The sequence below is a fragment of the bacterium genome (assembly GCA_030646995.1).
Lineage (GTDB): Bacteria > Patescibacteriota > Minisyncoccia > UBA6257 > WO2-44-18 > JAUSKF01.
The window spans coordinates 59493-79934 of sequence record JAUSKF010000002.1; the positions used below are offsets into that span (position 1 = coordinate 59493).

Sequence of the window (20442 nt, forward strand, 5' to 3'; positions counted from 1 at the left end):
AAATGAACGAGGAAATAACTCCCAAAGTAGAGACGAAAGCATCCGGGTTTAACGGACTAGGAATTGCGCCGGGCATATTAGAAATGTTGGCTAAATTCGGTTATGAAACTCCGACTCCAATCCAAGAGCAGGCTATTCCGGTAGCAATGCAGGGAAAAGATATGGTGGGCATCGCTCAAACCGGCACGGGTAAAACTTTTGCTTTCGGAATTCCGATGATTCAGCGTTTGGCGCAAATCAAAGGCAGGGGATTAGTAGTACTTCCAACCCGCGAGCTGGCTACACAGGTAGATGAATCACTTCACAAAATCGGAGGTCCGGGTTTACGCACTGCAGTTTTAATTGGCGGTATGGCAATGGGACCGCAAAAAGGCGCTTTGGCTCGTGATCCGCATATTATTGTGGCCACCCCCGGACGCTTAAATGACCATCTTCAGCAAAGACTGGTGAGTTTGAGTAATGTGAAAATTGTGGTGCTTGATGAAGCCGACAGAATGTTGGATATGGGTTTTGCTCCGCAAATTCAGAAAATTTTTAACGCTCTTCCGGCTGAACGCCAAACGATGCTTTTTTCCGCCACAATGCCTCCGGAAATTATGACGATGGCGACTAAGCATATGAAGCTGCCTATTCGCATTGAAGTAGCGCGATCCGGAAGTACCGCCGACAAAGTTACGCAGGAAATTTTTATTATCCGCAAAGAAGACAAAGTTCGCTTACTTGAAAAGCTTCTTCAGCAATATATCGGACCGGTATTAATTTTTACCAGAACTAAGCACGGAGCTAAGCGGCTTACTAGAGATGTTGCCGATATGGGTCACACCTCCGCCGAGTTGCACTCTAATCGCTCGGTCAATCAGCGCCGCGAAGCTTTGGACGGATTCAAAGCCGGAAAATATCGCGTATTAATCGCTACCAATATTGCAGCCCGCGGTATTGATGTGAGCGGGATTGAATTGGTAGTCAATTTTGATTTACCGAGCGATACCGACGACTACGTGCACCGCATTGGCCGCACTGCTCGCGCCGGCGCTGAAGGTCACGCCATTTCTCTCGCTACTCCTGAACAACGAGGCGAGCTTCGCGACATTGAACGCCTGATTCAAAAGCGTTTGCAGGTTTCTCCGGTTCCGGAGCTTCCGCCTGCCCGACCGACAAGATACGTCCCAAGGGACGAGCCGAGATCTTTTCGTGGCGGCGGTCGGCCATCTTTTGGCGGAAGCCACGCTCAGCGGGGCGGTTCTCGCTCCGGTGGCGCTGGTCGCCCAAGTTTTGGGGGAGCCCTCCGCCGGCCGGCGGACCGCCCGCATCCAGGAGGTTCTTTCGGCGGCGCTCGCCGCTCTCCTCGCCCCCGATTCCGCCGCTAGTTTATAATAGGTGCTATACTATTCCAGAAAGGTCTTTGGTTTTTCACAAAAAATAAAATGATCATTCTGAAAGAAGGAGAGGGCGAAAATTGCCCGACCTGCAGCCATCCGAAACACGAGGGAAAGCCCTGCGATTGCGGTTGCGGAAAATAACTTTTAAAAAACTGCTCTCGCAAGAGGGCAGTTTTTGTTACGTGTACCAGACTTATAGAAATTTAATGGGATGGTACGCGTACCAGACTTATAGAACTAAAGTGGGATGGTACTGCGTGCGTACCAGACTTATAGAAATTTAATAGGATGGTATAATTAAAATAATTTCGTGAGAGGGTTGATGGAAAAATTCTGGCTTTGGTATGAGCGGCACTATCGCATCAGTCTGGCGATTACCGCTTTTTTGTTTACCCTACAAATCGTCCATTTGATTTGGCTCGCCACAGACATTGTCTTGCCAGCAATTATCGGCACGCCCCATGTTTTCGCAGAAAATTCTTTCGCCAGAATCATTCTGGCGTTGGTGGATTACACCGAGATACCGGCTCTCATCTCCGTCAATATACTTTATTTACGCCATCTGAAAATTTCGCCGTCCTTCAAGCATTACACCTACCTCGTCTTCATTAATCTCCAGTGGGCGCATTTGTTTTGGATTACTGATGAGATTATTCTTGAAACTTTTGGAAAGCATGGCGTCACGCCTGAATGGAATGTGTGGCTGGCGGTGCTGGCAATCGGAATCGATTATCTGGAGCTTCCGGTGATTTATGAAACACTAAGGGAATTTTCCCGTCGTTTTTTAAGAAAAGCAGTATAATCAGGTTATGAATTATACCTGCCCGATGCATCCGGAGATAAAACGGAGTCAGCCCGGTATTTGCCCGGAATGCGGAATGACCCTAGTACCCGATAAAGAAAAACGGAGTTCGGATAAACACGCCGGCCACCGCACTGCGGATTTTTTAAAAAAGTTTTCAATCAGCTTATTATTGACCATTCCGGTTATTTTATATTCCGACATCATCACCAATCTGACCGGATTTCGGGCGCCAACTTTCCCTGGCGCCGGTTTTCTGCCGTTGATCTTAAGTTCAATAGTATTTTTTTATTGCGGATGGGTTTTCTTGACGGGCGCCTGGAGAGAAATAACCGCAAAATTGCCGGGTATGATGACGCTGATAGCCATCGCCACCTCTACCGCCTACCTATACAGCGTTATTTCTGTCTTTCTGAAAGGAGAAACTCTTTTTTGGGAGTTGACCACGTTAATCACTGTGATGCTTCTGGGTCATTGGCTGGAAATGCGTGCGGTCAGTGGCGCTCAAGGAGCGCTTAAAGAACTTTCAAAACTACTACCGGACACAGCAGAAATTTTGCGAAACGGCCAGCCGGAAAAAATACCGGTGGGTGATTTGAGAGAATGGGATTTGGTTTTCGTCCGACCGGGAGGCCGGATTCCGGCTGATGGGATAATTTCTGACGGACAATCACAAGTAAATGAGGCAATGATTACCGGCGAATCAGCGCCCGTTGCAAAGAAAATCGGCAGTGAAGTGATCGCAGGCACTATCAACGGCGACGGTTCTTTAACTATAAAAATCACCAAAGTAGGAGAAAAAACTTTTTTGTCCGGAATAATGCGTCTTGTGTTGGAGGCTCAATCTTCTAAATCCCGTCTTCAAGTTCTTTCTGACAGGGCCGCCTTTTACCTGACGACAGTTGCGGTGGCCGGAGGAGGGGCAACTTTAATTTCTTGGATTCTTTCCGGGGCGGGAGCGGGTTTCGCGATTGAAAGAATGGTGGCAGTGCTGGTTATTGCTTGCCCTCACGCTCTCGGACTCGCCGTTCCACTGGTCGCCTCTATATCTACGACACTCGCGGCTCGCAACGGATTTTTAGTGCGTCAACGTTTAGCATTGGAGCAAGCCAGAAATATTGACGTGGTTCTTTTTGATAAAACCGGCACGCTGACCAAGGGAGAGTTCGGCGTTACCAATATTTGGCCGGTGGGCTCGGAAAATGAAAAAGAAATTTTAGAACTGGCCGCTAGTGTGGATGCGCAATCGGAGCATGTTATCTCAAAGGCAATCGTCACAAGAGCGATGGGCGCGGGAACGAAACTAAAAGAAGTAAAAAACTTTAAACGATTACCCGGCAAGGGCGTGAGCGGAGAAATTGATGGCTCGGAAATAGCAGTCGGCGGGCAGGCAATGCTGGAAAGTTACGATTTAAATATTGAAGGCGGCCTAAGAGAAATAACTGAAGCCGAAAGTAAAAAAGGAAAGACTTTAATCTTCTTAATTAAAGATAGAAAACTTTGGGGAATCTTGGCCTTGGCAGATTTAATACGCGAAGAATCGCGAGAGGCTATTTCGTCTTTGCAAAAATCCGGAGTAAGGGTTGCGATGATTACCGGTGATTCCGAGGGCGTGGCCGCTTGGGTTGCTGGTGAATTAAACATAAGTGAATATTTTTATAAGGTTTTGCCGGGTGAAAAAGCCGAGAAAGTGAAATTACTGCAATCTAAGGGGCAAAAAGTGGCGATGATCGGTGACGGCATCAACGACGCGCCGGCTCTTACGCAGGCTGACCTCGGCATCGCAATCGGCGCGGGGACTAACGTTGCAATTGAATCAGCTGGAATTATTTTAATGAGAAGCGATCCGCGGGATATTATAAAAATCATTAGACTCTCAAAGCTAACTTACTCCAAGATGATCCAAAATCTTTTCTGGGCGACCGGATATAATGTGGTGGCAATGCCGCTGGCCGCGGGAGTCCTAGTGAGCCAGGGGATTATTCTGGAACCGGCACTGGCGGCCTTACTGATGTCGGTCAGCACCATAATTGTGGCCTTGAACGCTGTCTTGTTGAAAAGAAGGCGTTTGTAAGCTAACTTACCAATATGGTTAAAGCGTTCTCAATTTTAATGTTGCTCGCTATCGGTCTAACCTTGGGGGCCGGTCTTTTTGTTTACGCCTCAGATCATTCGGAAGCTAACGGCCTCTGCCCAATATCCGTGATGTCAAAGGCCGCCTGCCCAGCCAAGAGCGGCCTTTTGAGCTTATTGTTGGCAATCAGCTTTCTGTTCGCTGTATTTTTTAACAAAAAAATCTTCGCATCATTAAAACCGAAGAAACAATACTATGGTCACCGGATCACCTTTTCCAGTCTCTATCAATTGAAATTTTCCGATTGGCTGACTTTGCATGAGAAACGCGACCCTTCTTTGTTTTTAGGGTATTGATTTGCGCAGTCTAACTGCGTGTTTAGTATTACAAATCAATGCCCGCTTTAGTCGAGCGGGCATTTTTAACTGAAAGATAAATGGACAAAAAATCATTCTTACTGGGTCTGAGCGCTATACTGATAGTAGTATCGGCTTTTGCTTTTATGGCGACCCGTTCTTCATCCGGACAAAGCATAACCGTCTATAAATCTCCCACTTGTGGGTGCTGCGGAGGATATATCACCTATCTGAAGAAAAACAATTTCCAGGTTACGGTCGTGGAAAAAACAAACCGTACGGAATTAAGGGAAAAATTCCACATCCCGGCTGATATGGAGAGTTGCCATACTTCCGTTGTGAATAATTATGTTGTCGAAGGGCATGTCCCAGTAGAGGCAATCAATAAGTTACTGGCGGAAAAGCCCGATATAGACGGCATTACCTTACCGGAAATGCCGGCCGGATCTCCCGGAATGGGCGGCGCAAAATCCGGTCCGTGGACAGTCTACGCCTTATCGAAAGGCGCAAAATCAGAATTCCTAATTAAATAAATATGGCTTTCCTAACTTTGGTTGAATTCGTTGTTGTGTATCTTTGGGGTTGGTTAGTCCTGACTATTCTTGCCAGTGTCGGCATTTTCTTGCTAATTAAAAAGTACTATAGAATAGAGATGGCGATTTTTGGTGTGATAGCGGTCGTGGGGCTGGTGGCGATTTTATTCGGACCCAAAATCTTCCCAAAGGCTTTTGAATACCCCCCATTTCTTACCACCTTCGGACCATCAGACGGTCCGGCTCTGCCGTTCAAAAGCGCCATTGCTTTCCTGAAAAACTATTCAAAAATGGAAAAGGTGGAGAATATCGCGCGTAATCCAAACGATATTCCTCCACCAATTACCCGCAATTATCCTGAAAAGATAAAAATTAATCTGACGACGAAAGAAGTGATATCGGAAATTGCGCCCGGCACCTTCATGAATTACTGGACGTTTAACGGCACGGTTCCGGGTCCATTTTTACGGGTTCGCGAGGGCGATACGGTGGAATTGACGCTCACCAATGACAAGTCCAGCGTCCACGCGCACAACATAGATCTGCACGCGGTGAATGGGCCTGGAGGAGGAGCGGCGCTGACAAATGTTGATCCGGGCGAAACAAAGTCTTTTACTTTCCAAGCTCTAAACCCCGGGTTATATGTATATCACTGCGCTCATCCCAATGTCGCTACGCATGACACGCATGGTATGTACGGCTTGATTTTAGTTGAACCGATAGGAGGATTAACAAAAGTTGATAAGGAATTTTATGTGATGCAGGGCGAGCTTTACACGACGGGCGATATTGGTAAAAAGGGATTGCAAATTTTTGACGCAGTCAAAATGCTGAACGGCAAACCGGAATACATAGTCTTCAACGGAAAAACTTCAGCGTTAACCACGAACGTCAAAGCGAAGGTGGGGGACCGGGTCCGGTTTTTTGTCGGTAACGGAGGAGTAAATCTGATTTCTTCCTTCCATGTCATCGGCGAAATTTTCGACACTGTTTATCCAGAGGCTTCAATTGGTGGGGCGTTATTCAAGAATGTTCAGACAACGATAGTGCCGGCTGGCGGGGCGACAATAACGGAATTTTTGCTCAACGTTCCGGGTAAATATCCTTTCGTGGATCATGCTTTGGCCAGAATTGAGCGCGGCGCCTGGGGAGTTTTAGATGTAGCGGGCGAAGAAGACGTCAGAATCTTTTCTGGAGATTTTGAAGCAGACGACCATAGTCATTAATTAACAAATAGCCGGAAGGTGGTAGAATAGAAGGATGAAAAAAATAAATTATTCAGCCGCCGCCGGAGCCGTTGTTTTGTTCGCCATGCCCATCTTAGTGGGAGCTACATCTGTGATTCCGGTTCAATATGAATTACGTGACAGCTCATCTGATTCGGTGGATTTGAAAGTTGAAAGCTCTGTGATTGTAGATGTTAATAGAGACGGATTACCGGATTTGCAGACTGTCGGTGGGCGGGCAGAGCTGGATAAATTCAATTCCGGAACGGGTGGCGACGCGCCAAGCGCGATTAACACCAGTCATTCGAATATAAAAAATATGATTTCGTCAGACAACGATCCGAATGATCCTCAAGGTTCGCCAAGATTACTCCCGACCGTCAATAAAAAAACCGCGAAAGTAACGGTTCGTGGTTGGGATGCCGAAAAGAAAGAGGCAATAATGGGAATGGAAGCCAACGTGAAGGCGACCGTTGAGGCTGACGAAAATATCAGCTCGATTACGATTGCTCCCGATAAGATTGAAATGGCTTACCGCCGCCCGGCGAAACTATTTGGATTTATTCCGGTAGCTTATCAGCACGCTTTTACAGTTGATGAAAAAGGTAATGTGGCCCAAGGGCACCCGTGGTGGCTGATGTTTGCGAAGGACGATGCTGATAATTTTGGTTCTGACGTAAAATATATTTTCCAGAATAATCAAACCGATTTAGTTTTCATCAAAATGCAGACAATAATGCAACAGCAGATGCAACGATTTAGCGCGTTGAGCAATGTCATGAAGAGCCGGCACGAGGCGGCGATGAATTCCATCCGGAACATGAAGTAGGAGGATTGGGTTATGCACAATAGAAAATTCCCCTTTGTCGGGGAATTTTCTATAATTAAGGAGATGGAAGGAGAAGCATTACCCGCCCAGAGAAAACCAACCCTAATAACGGCAATTATTATTTTGGCCGTTGTTATTGCCGCGGTGGCTGGGTATTTTGTTTGGAGAAATTCATCCACCACTCCGGAAGAGCGAGCCTTTAATGCTCTGGACCAGGCCGCGCAAACCGGCACGTTGCCAATAATCGATCCGTCCGGCAATCCGGCGGAGAGTTTACCGACGGTTAATCCGGTTGATCAGATCAATCCTTTCGGGAAAACTTATAAAAATCCATTTTAAAAATGACGAAACAATCTTTAGCTTTGCTGGTTTCCGCGATGCTGGTCTTAACGGGGCTAGCCGTTTCTTACAGTTTAGTCGCCCAAGCGCAAACAAATTTAAATTCTTCGGTTTCTGTAAAAAAACAACCGGATGATGGACTTTTTACTATTACGGTTAGTGATTCCGATGGTATCCAGGAATTTAATTTTCAACCGGCCGCGGGGGCTAGATATGGTGGGGAATTGAAATGCCCAAAAACTTTCTCAAACAACAACGTATTATTTGTTGAATCAGAAGCTTTTAATCCGGCGATGAAAGTGACAATTACCGATTGCAAAAAAAATGTCGCTGAATTTGAAATCGGCCCATTAACAAATGGATCCGGCAAAGGAGTTTTGACCAATCAGCCGAAAGTGGAGCCAGTTCCTACGCCGGCGCCGAAACCGGAACCAAAAGAAGAATCAACTGCGCCTTCTAAAGAAGACATCAAATATCCCATTAAAGAATTAGGAAATTGCGGCAGTGAGACAGCTTGCCGAACATACTGCGACAAACCTGATAACTATTCCGAGTGCTTTGCTTTTGCAAAAAAATTCGGTCTTTTAGATGAGAAATTGGCGAATAAATCAGAAGAGGAATTAGAAGATTTCGCCAAGACTCTAAAAACCGGTGGTCCTGGTGGCTGTAAAGACCAAAAGTCTTGCGAAGCTTATTGCAACGACACCTCTCGCTTAAATGAATGTTTGGCTTTTGGCGAGAAGCACGGCCTTATGAGTCAAAAAGATCTGGAAGAGGGCAGGAAAATACAAGCTATTCTAGCGCAAGGCGGAACGTTGCCCGGTGGATGCAAAAATAAAAATGAGTGCGAGGCCTACTGCGCTGGCGGGGATCATATTGAAGAATGTTTGGCCTTCGCGGAAAAAGCCGGATTTATGCCACCGGAGGAATTGAAGCAAGCAAGAAAGGCGATGGAATTTATGGCCCGAGGAGAAACTCCAGGCAACTGCAAATCTAAAGCGCAATGCGAGGCCTACTGTGAAGATGAAAGTCATTTTGAGTCCTGCATCGCTTTCGCGGAAAAAGCAGGGTTTATGTCTCAAGAAGAGCTGCAAATGGCGAAAAAATCCGGTGGTAAAGGCCCCGGTGGCTGTCGTGGTAAATCACAATGCGAAACTTTTTGCCAAGACGAACGCAACATTGAACAATGCCTGTCTTTTGCAGAAGAACACGGATTGATGAAGAAGGAGGACGTTGAAAGAGCTAGGAAGACCGGCGGGAAGGGGCCTGGAGGATGTCGCGGTAAAGCATGTGAAACTTTCTGTGACACTCCGGATCATCAGGATGTTTGCGTAGAGTTCGCCAAAGAGCATGGCCTGCTTTCTGAAGAAGATCTCAAACGAATGGAGGAGGGTCAACAAAGTTTCCGCAACGCTCTGGATCAAGCTCCGCCGGAAGTTAAGGAATGTTTAGCAAAACAAGGAATTGATGAAAATAATCCGCCGAGAAGGGGCATAGAAAAACAAATGCAGGAATGCTTCCAGGCCTTCCAGGGGCAAGGCGGACCTGGTGAGGGTGGTACTGGCGGCCAGCACAATGAAGAATTCTCTCGCCAGCACGATGAAATACGATCGGCTCAATTCCAGAAAGAAGGTGGTCCGTCCGGCGAACACAACCAAGAACGCTCCAGCCAACAATATTTAGAAGGCAAGCCGCCGATGCACGACTCAACAGTTTCCGCCGAACAGTATTCAGGAGGCAAGCCACCAGAGCACGACTCCAAGATTTCCTCAGAACAGTATTTAGGCGGAGATAAAAGGATGACGTGTCCTTCTATGCCGACAGTGGATTCTTGCCCTGACGGCCAAGAAAAGTTTGCCGCTTACAGCTCTCCGGATTGCGGCACTTACTATGCCTGCCAGCCAAAGCAACAAGAGTATCAACAACAGCAACACTCAGAAGACCAATCGCGCCTTCAATCCCAACAGCAATATCCGACCCGAGAGGTTTCGTCACCAACTACCGCAAATATCAATGATTCTTTGTTGGGGCAAGTTCTACACATCCTAGCCAATCTTTTGCACTTGTAGTTTTTAGGTTAGAATTAACGAGATGAATGATTTTGTAATTTCAGCTTTCCAACTCTTATCCCTAGTATTCTCCGTGATGATTCACGAAGTTTTACACGGTCTTATGGCACTAAAACTCGGCGATACCACTGCCAAAGATCAGGGGCGGTTGACCTTAAATCCTCTAAAACACATCGATCCCTTTGGCTCTGTCGTAGTGCCATTAGTGCTCCTCGTGACCGGTAGTCCGATATTGATTGGATGGGCAAAGCCGGTGATGTATAACCCCGCCAATATTAAAAATCCGAAAACCGGAGACCTGCTAATCAAGTTGGCCGGTCCGGCGAGCAATTTGGCCTTGGCAGTCGTTTTTGGTTTGATTCTACGTCTGCTTTTCCCTTTCGTGAATGTTCCAATTTTCGGCAGTCTGGTTATTTTTCTAAAAATCATAGTTGCTACTAATGTATCACTCGCTATATTTAATTTGGTTCCTCTGCCGCCGCTGGACGGCTCAAGTATCTTATTTGCGCTGATCCCGGACAAGTGGCACGCTCTCCAGGAATTTTTGACCAGACACGGCTTTTGGTTGCTTATAATCTTTATTTTCTTCGGTTTCCAATTAATTCTTCCTATTATAGGCAGCATCTACCTCCTACTGACGGGTCCGGCTGGATAGTTCTAAAATTTCTGATATAGTTTCGGCAGTTCTTGATAAGGAGGACCTTATGCAGCTCGCCGTGAAGATTGTGGGAACCATTTTTATTCTTGGAGTAATTCTCGGCGCCTTGCTCGGCTTCCTATGTATGCACACTAAGCCCGGCTCCAGACTGCAAAAATGCGCCTCTACATTCGGAAATATCAGCTTAGGAACGGCCGCCTTGAGTATGCTGACGATGCTAGCGCTAGTTGGCTTGAGCCTTTGGCTTTGAAGATGATTTCCAGCCCCTTTCGGGGCTTTTTTACCTGTTGCTTAAAATTTTCAATTCGCAGAAGCCGAAAATTTTTCCAGCAACAGCAATCCTGAGCGCAGCGTAGGATTACCTTAAAAATTATTATAATTGACTTTTCGGCTCTAGCGTGCTAAATTATCGCCAGTCAGTTGAGTTCTTCGAAAACCCAATAAGGAGCAGCCTGTGAGCGACGAAAATGATCCGAAGATCCGAAACAGCCAAGAAATTCCGCCAGACAAAGATTTTGATCTGGCGGCCGAGAACGGCCGGCTCAAAGACAAGATCAAGGATATGGAGGCCGGGCTGAAGAACGGCGAGAAGATCGCTGGAGAACAGATCGCCACGCTGCGAAAAACCCTGAATACCAGAGAGAGCGCCAACTTCGGCCTCATCCTGGCGTTCGGCGCAACCTTGCTCGGACTTCTTGGCTGGTTCTCATACCTGAGCGCCGGAAATCATTATTTCGAAAAGCTGGCCAATGATGAGAGCGACGCTTGTAAGCTTGTGGAGACACAAAGAGATCGGGCCGAAGCCGAGGTTCGGGCTATCTCGGTAATCCACACCGAAGACGGCTACATCAGCACGCAGGACCTCCTGCATCAGCTCAACGGCGCCACTCGTCCACTCCATGACCAGATCGAAAAGTTAGAAGCGGAAAAAGCCGAGTTGGAAAAGAAGCTAAAGTAAAACCCAAGAGGACCAAAAGGTCCTCTTTTTATTTACCTTTTGACAAGGATGAGCCTGTTTTGCTATACTTCTTCCTATTGAATTCAGATGCCAACGATTAGACAATTAGTCAGATACGGCCGGAAAAAGACGGTCTACAAATCAAAGGCCATCGCGACCCAGCGTTATTTTAATTATCTGAAAAATAAACCGTTGACCGTAGCCGCTCCGTTCAAGAGGGGAGTCTGCGTGAAAGTTTTCACTACCACTCCAAAGAAGCCGAACTCTGCTTTGCGTAAAGTTGCCCGCGTGCGCTTAACCAACGGCATGGAAGTCACCGCCTACATTCCGGGAGAAGGACACAACCTGCAGGAACACTCTATCGTGATGATTCGCGGTGGCCGTGTAAAAGATTTGCCGGGAGTCCGCTACCACATCGTCCGTGGAGTTTTGGATACCGTGGGAGTTGTTGCTCGAAATCAACAGCGTTCTAAATATGGAGCCAAAAAGAAAAAGGCAGAGTAAAAAAATAAAAGAACATGCGTAGAAAAGTAAACTATAAAAGAGAAAAAGTAGCGGATATGAAATACAACAGCGTCGCTCTCGGACGCTTTATTAACTATGTAATGAAAGACGGCAAAAAATCGACCGCCCAAAGAGTTGTGTACGGAGCTTTCGCCATAATCAACAAAGAAACTAAGGGTGAGCCTCTTCCGGTTTTTGAAAAGGCTTTAGAAAATGCCGCTCCGGCTGTGGAAGTAGCTTCCAAGCGCGTTGGTGGAGCCAACTATCAGGTGCCTCGCGAAGTCCGCGCCGACCGGAAATTCATTTTGGCCTGCCGCTGGATTATCGAAGGCGCCCGCAGCAAAAAAGGCAAACCGATGGCCGCTAAGTTAGCTGAAGAGCTTATGTTGACCGCGAAAAACGAAGGCAACGCGATTAAAAAGAAACAGGATATGCACAGAATGGCTGAAGCCAACCGCGCTTTTGCTCACTTCAGTTGGTAGCCTGAAAAGTTAATAAAGCTTCTAAAAAGAAACCTGAATAATGTTTAAATATTTAAACATTTAAATAATAAAGATATCCTACAATGGCAAGATTATATCCAGTTGAAAGAGTCCGAGACTTCGGAATTATTGCGCACATTGATGCAGGAAAGACTACTGTGTCCGAGCGGGTGCTTTTTTATACCGGCGTTTCCCACAAAATCGGTGAAGTGCACACCGGCGACACTGTTATGGACTGGATGGAGCAGGAGCGCGAGCGTGGCATCACTATTACCGCCGCCGCTACCACCGCTTTTTGGATTCCAAGCTATGCAAATGGCGACAAAACAAAAGAATATCGCTTCAACCTGATTGATACTCCCGGCCACATCGACTTTACAGTTGAGGTAAAGCGTTCTTTGCGTGTTTTGGACGGCGCAGTCGTGGTATTCGACGGCGTATCCGGCGTAGAACCGCAATCCGAAACCAACTGGCGCTATGCCGATGACTACGGCGTACCGAGACTTTGCTTCATTAATAAATTGGATCGTATGGGAGCGAGCTTTGAAAATAGCTTGGCTTCGATTCGCGAGCGCTTAAACCCGAATGCAATAGCCATTCAGTTGCCGATTGGCTTGGAGGCCGCCTTTGAGGGTCTGGTGGATTTAATCAAAATGAAGGCGTATAAGTTCGAGGGCGAGAAAGGTTCCGATATCATAGAAATTGAAATTCCGGAAAATATGAAAGTGGAGGCTCTTAAGCGCCGAAAGGAATTGATTGAAAAGATTGTTGAACAGGACGATGCGTTGATGGCTTTGTATCTCGACGGGCAGGAACCAAGCGTTGATGAACTAAAGCGCGTACTTCGCAAAGCTACTTTGGAATTGAAAATCGTGCCGGTCTTAACCGGTTCGGCTTTGAAAAACAAAGGCGTACAGCTGATGTTGGACGCGGTTGTGGATTATCTACCGTCTCCAGCCGACATTAAGCCGACCAAAGCTACCGACTTGAAAACTAATCAGGAAGTTTTTCGTAAACCGGACGACAAGGAACCGTTTACGGCGTTGGCTTTTAAAATCGCAACCGATCCTTTCGTGGGCAGCTTAACTTTTTTTCGAGTCTATTCCGGAACCCTCAAACGTGGAAGCTACATCCAAAACTCTAATAAGGGGACACAGGAACGCGTCGGCCGTATTTTAAAAATGCATGCCAACCAACGGGAAGAAATCGAAGAAATTTATGCCGGTGAAATCGGCGCTTTGGTAGGTATGAAAGCCACAACTACCGGTGATACACTTTGCGATCCTGAATCAAATCCGGTAATGCTTGAGAAAATTATCTTCCCACAGCCGGTTATCGGCATCCGCATTGAGCCGAAAACAAAAGCTGACCAAGAAAAAATGGGTATGGCTTTGCATCGCTTAGCTGACGAAGATCCGACTTTCCGCGTGGCCGGCGATCCGGAAACAGGAGAGACCATCATTTCCGGTATGGGTGAGTTGCACTTGGAAATTATTGTGGACCGTATGAAGCGCGAATTCGGCGTGGACGCCAACGTGGGCAGGCCACAAGTAGCTTATAAAGAAACCATTAAAGGAAAAGCTGAAGCCGAAGGTAAATACATCAAGCAGTCCGGCGGTAAGGGTCAGTACGGACACGTTTGGATTAAAATGGAGCCGCTGGAGCGTGGCAAGGGATTTGAATTCGTCGATGAAACCAAAGGAGGTTCCGTTCCGAAAGAATTTATTAAGCCTGCGATGAAAGGTATCGAAGAAGCGATGGCCCGCGGTGTTGTGGCCGGCTTCCCGATGATTGACGTGATGGTTACTCTTTTTGATGGTTCTTTCCACGAAGTAGACTCTTCGGAATCTGCTTTCAAAATCGCCGGCTCAATGGCTTTCCAGGAAGGCGCCAAGAAAGCGAAGGCGATTATGCTTGAGCCGATTATGAAAATACAGGTTTTGGCCCCGGCTAATTATTTGGGAGATATCACCGGAGATTTAAGCTCGAAACGTGGTCAGATTAATGAAATGAGCGACCGAATGGGTGGCATTAAAGTTGTGGATGCTAAGGTTCCGCTTTCGGAAATGTTCGGCTACGCAACCAAACTTCGCTCTATGACGCAAGGCCGCGGAAACTTCACTATGGAATTCTCCAGCTATGAAGAAGTGCCGGCAAGCGTTGCGGCTTTGATCAAAGACCGAAAGAAATAGCCCTTGACAGGGAGGGGAAGTTTTATATACAATCTGATATAACGTTTGTTAATAAAAACTTTAAGAAAAAGTCGTCGAAAACATAAAATAATAAAATAAAATGGCAGAAAAAGAGAAATTCGTCAGGAACAAGCCTCACGTAAACGTCGGCACAATCGGACACGTCGATCACGGGAAAACTTCCCTGACCGCGGCTATTACGCACGTCCTTTTCTTGAAGGGTTGGGCGAAGAAAGAAGAGAAAGTCGATGATATCGATAACGCACCGGAAGAAAAAGCCCGTGGTATCACTATCGCGTTGCACCACTCTGAATATGAGTCCGAGAAGCGTCACTATGCTCACATCGACGCTCCTGGTCACGCCGACTACATCAAAAACATGATTACCGGCGCCGCCCAGATGGACGGAGCAGTCTTGGTAGTTTCCGCCGCTGATGGACCTATGCCTCAAACTAGAGAGCACATCTTGCTTGCCCGCCAGGTCGGCGTGCCGGCTTTGGTTGTATTCTTGAACAAATGCGATATGGTGGACGATCCGGAATTGATTGACTTGGTTGAATCCGAAGTCCGCGAACTTTTGAAGAAATATGAATTCCCGGGTGACACAACCCCGGTCATTCGTGGTTCCGCTACCCTTGCTTTGGCCGCGAAAACTGCTGAAGATCCGGCCGCTAAGCCGATTCTGGACTTGATAAAGGCCCTGGATGAATTCATTCCTGACCCGATTCGCGATACTTCCAAGCCGTTCTTGATGCCAGTAGAAGACATCTTCTCGATTGAAGGCCGCGGTACTGTGGTTACCGGCCGTATCGAGCGTGGCATCGTAAAAGTAAACGAAGAAATCGAAGTCATCGGCTTGAAAGCGACTCAGAAAACCGTAGTTACTGGCATTGAAATGTTCAATAAATTATTGGACGAAGGCCAAGCCGGAGATAACGTAGGTATTTTGCTCCGTGGATTGAAAAAAGAAGATGTTGAGCGTGGTCAGGTGCTTGCCAAGCCGGGAACATCCAATCCGCACACCGAATTCGATGCCGAAATCTATGTATTAAGCAAAGAAGAAGGTGGCCGTCACACTCCTTTCTTTAAAGGCTACAAACCTCAATTCTATATCCGCACGACCGACGTAACCGGCGATGTAACTTTGCCGGAGGGAATGGAAATGGTTATGCCTGGAGATACCGTAAAAATCGGCGTTAAGCTGATTGCTCCGGTCGCTCTTGAAGATAAGCAGAGGTTTGCTATCCGCGAAGGTGGCAAAACTGTAGGCGCTGGTGTAGTGTTGAAAATCACTAAATAAGCTACCTAGTACCGAGCACTTAGAAATATGGCAAAAGCAAAAATAAAGGAAGAACAGGAAAAATTGCGGCTTAGGATAAAGGCCTACGACAGCAAGCTGATTGATAATTCAGCCCGCCAGATCGTGGATACCGCTAAGCGTTTCGACGCGGAAGTGGTTGGCCCGATTCCTTTGCCTACGGAGATAAAAAAATATACCGTAAATCGCTCGACTTTCGTTCACAAAAATTCGAGAGAGCAATTTGAATTGAGAATCCATAAGCGCCTGATAGACATTCTGAATCCGAGTCAGGCGATCATCGGATCACTGTCTCAATTGAACTTGCCTTCCGGAGTAGACATTGAGATAAAGATGATCTAATCAATCAAAAAACCGGGAAATCCCCGGTTTTTTGATTGCAAACACTAATCTCTAAACCCTAAATCCTAAGCCCGATCAAGGGGCTAGACATATTAATTAAAATAGGATAGAATTCTTCCTATCGCGTCTATCCAAACGGGAGCTCGAAAAAATGGAAAAATTCAAAGGCAAAAAACTGAAAATGACTCAGGTCTACTCCGGCGACAAACTTATGCCGGTTACTCCGGTTAAAATTGAATCCGGAGATTTAAGTTTGCTAAAAATCGGCGATCTCATAAAAGGAAGCGGCACGATGAAGGGAAGGGGATTCCAAGGCGTAGTTAAGCGTCATGGTTTCCACGGCGGCCCGAAAACTCATGGTCAAAAGAACCGCCAGCGCGCCCCTGGTTCGATCGGCAACACTACTCCACAACGTGTTATTCCGGGAAGAAAAATGGCCGGTCACATGGGTACAACCCGAACCACTATGAGTGGTCTTACTGTTGTTGATATTAAAGTTGAAGAAAAAATTGTTTTAGTAAAAGGCGGCCTACCGGGCAACAACGGTGATCGCGTTGAGCTTAGAACTTACAACTAGCATGAAAACCTCCGTCTACAATTTGAAGGGTGATGTAATCGGCGAAATTGAATTGCCGGAGGATATTTTCGCCCGCGAATGGAATCCTGATCTAGTACATCAGGTTCTATTGTCGCAAGCCGCTAATCGCCGTCTCCCTTGGGCGCACGCCAAGAACCGCGGAGAAGTTCGTGGTGGCGGCAAAAAGCCTTGGAAACAGAAGCACACCGGCCGCGCTCGTCATGGCTCTATTCGTTCTCCAATCTGGAAAGGAGGCGGCGCTACTCATGGCCCGGTAAAGACTCGTAATTATTCTCAAAAAGTTAACAAGAAAATGGCCAAGGTGGCTATCTATTCCATTCTTTCCAAGAAATTGGCCGACGGTCATCTAAAAATAGTGGATACATTAGAATTGGAAACCGCCAAAACTAAAACATTATTCGCTTCCGTAAAAAAGTTCTTGCCTGCTTTGCTGATTGCCGCTAAAGAAAACAAGAATATCGCCCGCGCTTCCAATAATATTCCAAGAACCCGTAGCTTGAGTGGAGCCAATTTGAATATCGAAGACGTGACGAAATACAAGAATATCTTGCTGGATAAAAAGGCCGTATCGGAAATACAATAAAAATTTAAATATTTAAAAATCATATGAACAAGTTTTTAATAAAACATCCGGTAATCAGCGAGAAGGCGACTCAAATGGCTGCTTTGAATAAATACATCTTTGCCGTTGCCGACGAAGCCACCGCCCCGGAAGTAAAAAAGGCCATAGAGGGCATCCATAAAGTTAAAGTGGCCAAAGTAAATATGATTAACGGAAAAATGAAACCGAAACACTTCGGCCGCTTTTTGAACGAGCAAGCAGGATACCGGAAAGCGATCGTTACTTTGAAAGAAGGTCAGAAACTCGATATTTTACCAAAATAAAATATCGAAAATTTAAATATTTAAAGATTTAAACATTATGAAAGTTTATAAACCAACCTCACCATCACGCAGACACTTAACCGGCATCAAGTACTCGGATATTTTGACTACCAGTAAGCCGCATAAAGCGCTGACCCAGAAACTGCGGACTAATTCCGGCCGCAATAATCGCGGAGTAATTACGATGCGTCATCAAGGTGGCGGAAATAAAAAAGTTTACAGGATAGTTGATTTCTTGCAAAACAAAATCGGTGTGCCTGGAAAAGTAGAAACCATCGAATACGACCCGTATCGCAGCGGTTTTATCGCTTTGGTTTCCTATAAAGATGGCGATCGTCGCTATATTTTGGCTCCAAAAGACCTGAAAGTAGGGGATGTGGTAATCACTGCCGAAAATGCTCCTTTGAAGCCCGGAAATCGATTGCGTATTAAAAATGTGCCGGTCGGCTATTTCGTTTTCAACGTAGAAATTCGCGCCGGTGGCGGAGCTAAACTAGCTCGCTCAGCGGGTGCCTACGTAGAAGTTTTAGCTCACGAAGGCGGCTTAACGGATCTTCGCATGGGCTCGAAAGAAGTCCGAAAAGTCTCATCTGAAGGTTGGGCATCAATTGGACAAGTTTCCAATCCTGACTATAATCTAGTGAACATCGGAAAAGCCGGCCGTTCCCGCTGGTTGGGTATCCGTCCGACTGTCCGTGGCTCAGCTATGAATCCGGTTGACCATCCGTATGGTGGAGGTGAAGGCGCACAGCCTCGTGGCACCCGCCGTCCGAAAACTATCTGGGGTAAGGTTACCGGTGGACACAAAACTCGGGATAAAAAGAAATGGTCATCCAAGTGGATTATTCAACGTCGGCCGAAAATTAGATAAAAAAATATGTCACGCTCAAGTAAAAAAGGTCCATTCGTGGATCCAAAATTATTGAAGAAGATTGCCAACATTAAACCCGGTCAAAAGACGGTTGTTAAGACTTGGTCGCGAGCTTCTGAAATTGCCCCGGAAATGGTGGGGCATACTTTTGGCGTGCACAACGGAAAAACTCATATCGAAGTCTTCGTCAAAGAAGAAATGGTGGGACATCGCTTGGGAGAATTTTCACCAACTAAGAAATTCGTGAAACACGGCGGTAAAATGCAACGAGAATTGGAAGCTTCTCAGCAAGCCGCTGAAGTTGCTAAAGCCCAAGCCGCTAAAGCAACCGTAGCTCCAGCTGCCGGCGCAAAGAAATAATTATGAATCAGCAAATTGCAAAACTTAATTATCTGACGATTGCCCCACGAAAAGTGAGGCTTATTGCCAATACCTTAAAAGGCTTGTCGGTTCAAGAAGCGGAAGCGCAACTTTTACTTCGCGTTCAGCGTTCCGCCCCTCCTCTATTAAAGCTTCTGCGTTCCGCTATCAGCAATGCGAAAAATAATAAGATGGACGCCTCCAAGCTGGTGATTTCTTCTATCTTAGTAAACCAAGGCCCGATGTTGAAGCGATTCTTGCCTCGAGCTATGGGCCGAGCTACTCCAATCCACAAAAAAATGAGTCATGTTGTTTTGGTGCTAAAAGAATCCGACAAAAAGATCGTGAATCGTTTCGTTATTACTCCACCGGCGAAGAAATCCACCGCTCCAAAAAAGGAACGGGTGAAGCCGAAAGCCGAAGGGGGACAAGCCGAGAAACCCAAGGATCAAAGGGGTTTCTTCAAAAAGATGTTCCAACGGAAATCCGTATAATGATATTTAAATATTTAAACGTTTAAATAAAAAAAATAAACAACCATCATGGGTCAGAAAATACAACCATTTAAATACCGCTTAGGCATCATCAAGAACTGGAATTCCCGCTGGATGCCGAAGCACTTAAACTTCAAGAATTATCTTGAGGAAGATTTAGTGATCCGCAAAATCATTCATAGCAAAATCGGATTGGCCGGAATCGTTTCAATTGAGATTGAACGCGGCACCGATAATTCTTTCCGTGTGTTCGTGAAGGCCGCGAAACCGGGCTTAGTGATTGGCCGGGGAGGTAAAGGTGTTGAAGAGCTCTCCAAAGCCATCGATGATAGCTTGAGGAAGTTATTCATTAAAAGGAAAACCGAAAAAGCCAAATTTTCGGTCCGTTTGAATATCGAAGAATTAAAACGTTCGGAGCTTTCCGCTCAGTTTATCGCCCAATCAATTGCTTGGGATATGGAAAAGCGCCTTCCTTATCGCCGCACTCTGAAAAAATATATTGAGAGCACGATGCAAAGCCGCGACGTACAGGGTGTAAAAATCAAAGTTTCCGGCCGCTTGGATGGAAATGAAATTGCTCGCCGTGAGTGGTTGGCGAAAGGTAAATTACCTTTGCAAACTTTGCGCGCCAACATTGATTACGGGGAAGCTGCTTCATACAACAGCTACGGCACCGTAGGTGTGAAGGTCTGGCTATACAAAGGCGATGTATTCAATACCGTAAAACGCGATATTTAAATAATAAAAATATCCTACAATGCTAGTTCCAAAAAAAGTAAAACATAGAAAGTGGCAGAAGGGCCGCTCCAAGACCAGAATGGTGGAAACGCGTGGTACTACCTTAGCGTTCGGTTCTTTTGGTTTGAAGGCCACAACCGCCGCTTGGATAAATTCCCGCCAAATCGAAGCCGCCCGTCGCACCATCAGCAACTTTATGAAACGCGAAGGAAAAGTTTGGATTCGCATCTTTCCGGACAAGCCGATCACTAAATCAAGCGGCGCCACTCTTGGTGGAGGAAAAGGAGCCGTGGACTACTATGTATTTCCGGTAAGACCCGGCCGCATGTTGTTCGAAATTGACGGAATCACTCCGGCTATCGCCAAAGAGGCTTTGCGTCTGGCCAGCCACAAACTTCCGGTGAGAACCAGAATGATTACCAAAGCTAAATAACA

The 20442-nt window shown here is 46.4% G+C and carries 23 protein-coding genes and 2 pseudogenes; all 25 read left to right on the forward strand.

What is annotated here, in order from left to right:
- The first annotated feature begins 2 nt into the window (after positions 1-2).
- The 25 genes and pseudogenes from Q7S83_00830 to rplP all read left to right on the forward strand — a co-directional run bounded on the left by Q7S83_00830 (position 3) and on the right by rplP (position 20440).
- Entirely contained in the window at positions 3-1367 is a 1365-nt protein-coding gene (locus Q7S83_00830) for a DEAD/DEAH box helicase (protein ID MDO8466666.1), read from the forward strand.
- A 334-nt stretch (positions 1368-1701) separates the two neighbouring features.
- Entirely contained in the window at positions 1702-2181 is a 480-nt protein-coding gene (locus Q7S83_00835; GenBank protein ID MDO8466667.1) for a hypothetical protein, read from the forward strand.
- Positions 2182-2188: 7 nt separating this feature from the next.
- Positions 2189-4255 (forward strand): heavy metal translocating P-type ATPase, encoded by a 2067-nt coding sequence (locus tag Q7S83_00840; GenBank protein ID MDO8466668.1) that lies wholly within the window; start codon positions 2189-2191, stop codon positions 4253-4255.
- 14 nt (positions 4256-4269) lie between these two features.
- A complete protein-coding gene (locus tag Q7S83_00845; GenBank protein ID MDO8466669.1) occupies positions 4270-4611 on the forward strand; it encodes a hypothetical protein in 342 nt (113 codons plus the stop codon).
- A gap of 80 nt (positions 4612-4691) precedes the next feature.
- Positions 4692-5144: a DUF411 domain-containing protein gene (locus tag Q7S83_00850; GenBank protein MDO8466670.1), complete on the forward strand. Its 453-nt coding sequence runs from the start codon at positions 4692-4694 to the stop codon at positions 5142-5144.
- 2 nt (positions 5145-5146) lie between these two features.
- Positions 5147-6370, forward strand: coding sequence for a copper-containing nitrite reductase (nirK, locus tag Q7S83_00855; protein ID MDO8466671.1), 1224 nt, complete (start codon positions 5147-5149; stop codon positions 6368-6370).
- Positions 6371-6404: 34 nt separating this feature from the next.
- Complete coding sequence (locus Q7S83_00860) at positions 6405-7199, forward strand: hypothetical protein (GenBank protein MDO8466672.1); 795 nt, start codon at positions 6405-6407, stop codon at positions 7197-7199.
- 12 nt (positions 7200-7211) lie between these two features.
- Entirely contained in the window at positions 7212-7538 is a 327-nt protein-coding gene (locus Q7S83_00865; GenBank protein MDO8466673.1) for a hypothetical protein, read from the forward strand.
- Positions 7539-7540: 2 nt separating this feature from the next.
- Positions 7541-9607, forward strand: coding sequence for a hypothetical protein (locus Q7S83_00870; protein MDO8466674.1), 2067 nt, complete (start codon positions 7541-7543; stop codon positions 9605-9607).
- A gap of 76 nt (positions 9608-9683) precedes the next feature.
- Entirely contained in the window at positions 9684-10262 is a 579-nt protein-coding gene (locus Q7S83_00875; protein MDO8466675.1) for a site-2 protease family protein, read from the forward strand.
- 49 nt (positions 10263-10311) lie between these two features.
- On the forward strand, positions 10312-10515 hold the full coding sequence (locus Q7S83_00880) for a hypothetical protein (GenBank protein ID MDO8466676.1): 204 nt from the start codon (positions 10312-10314) through the stop codon (positions 10513-10515).
- A 204-nt stretch (positions 10516-10719) separates the two neighbouring features.
- On the forward strand, positions 10720-11223 hold the full coding sequence (locus tag Q7S83_00885) for a hypothetical protein (GenBank protein MDO8466677.1): 504 nt from the start codon (positions 10720-10722) through the stop codon (positions 11221-11223).
- 87 nt (positions 11224-11310) lie between these two features.
- Entirely contained in the window at positions 11311-11727 is a 417-nt protein-coding gene (gene rpsL / locus Q7S83_00890; GenBank protein ID MDO8466678.1) for a 30S ribosomal protein S12, read from the forward strand.
- A gap of 14 nt (positions 11728-11741) precedes the next feature.
- Positions 11742-12209, forward strand: a complete 468-nt coding sequence (gene rpsG, locus Q7S83_00895; protein MDO8466679.1) for a 30S ribosomal protein S7 — start codon at positions 11742-11744, stop codon at positions 12207-12209.
- Positions 12210-12292: 83 nt separating this feature from the next.
- A complete protein-coding gene (fusA, locus tag Q7S83_00900) occupies positions 12293-14401 on the forward strand; it encodes an elongation factor G (GenBank protein MDO8466680.1) in 2109 nt (702 codons plus the stop codon).
- A gap of 100 nt (positions 14402-14501) precedes the next feature.
- On the forward strand, positions 14502-15701 hold the full coding sequence (gene tuf, locus Q7S83_00905; GenBank protein MDO8466681.1) for an elongation factor Tu: 1200 nt from the start codon (positions 14502-14504) through the stop codon (positions 15699-15701).
- A gap of 27 nt (positions 15702-15728) precedes the next feature.
- Complete coding sequence (gene rpsJ / locus Q7S83_00910; protein MDO8466682.1) at positions 15729-16061, forward strand: 30S ribosomal protein S10; 333 nt, start codon at positions 15729-15731, stop codon at positions 16059-16061.
- Positions 16062-16290: 229 nt separating this feature from the next.
- Positions 16291-16638 (forward strand): annotated as a pseudogene (gene rplC, locus Q7S83_00915) (50S ribosomal protein L3).
- A 1-nt stretch (position 16639) separates the two neighbouring features.
- Entirely contained in the window at positions 16640-17242 is a 603-nt protein-coding gene (rplD, locus tag Q7S83_00920) for a 50S ribosomal protein L4 (GenBank protein ID MDO8466683.1), read from the forward strand.
- Positions 17243-17265: 23 nt separating this feature from the next.
- Positions 17266-17544 (forward strand): 50S ribosomal protein L23, encoded by a 279-nt coding sequence (gene rplW, locus Q7S83_00925; protein MDO8466684.1) that lies wholly within the window; start codon positions 17266-17268, stop codon positions 17542-17544.
- Positions 17545-17581: 37 nt separating this feature from the next.
- Positions 17582-18415, forward strand: coding sequence for a 50S ribosomal protein L2 (gene rplB, locus Q7S83_00930; GenBank protein MDO8466685.1), 834 nt, complete (start codon positions 17582-17584; stop codon positions 18413-18415).
- A 6-nt stretch (positions 18416-18421) separates the two neighbouring features.
- Positions 18422-18775: a 30S ribosomal protein S19 gene (gene rpsS, locus Q7S83_00935; protein ID MDO8466686.1), complete on the forward strand. Its 354-nt coding sequence runs from the start codon at positions 18422-18424 to the stop codon at positions 18773-18775.
- Positions 18776-18777: 2 nt separating this feature from the next.
- Positions 18778-19116: pseudogene (gene rplV / locus Q7S83_00940) on the forward strand (50S ribosomal protein L22).
- Positions 19117-19317: 201 nt separating this feature from the next.
- Positions 19318-20007 (forward strand): 30S ribosomal protein S3, encoded by a 690-nt coding sequence (gene rpsC / locus Q7S83_00945; protein MDO8466687.1) that lies wholly within the window; start codon positions 19318-19320, stop codon positions 20005-20007.
- A 19-nt stretch (positions 20008-20026) separates the two neighbouring features.
- Positions 20027-20440, forward strand: coding sequence for a 50S ribosomal protein L16 (gene rplP / locus Q7S83_00950; protein ID MDO8466688.1), 414 nt, complete (start codon positions 20027-20029; stop codon positions 20438-20440).
- Positions 20441-20442: the final 2 nt, after the last annotated feature.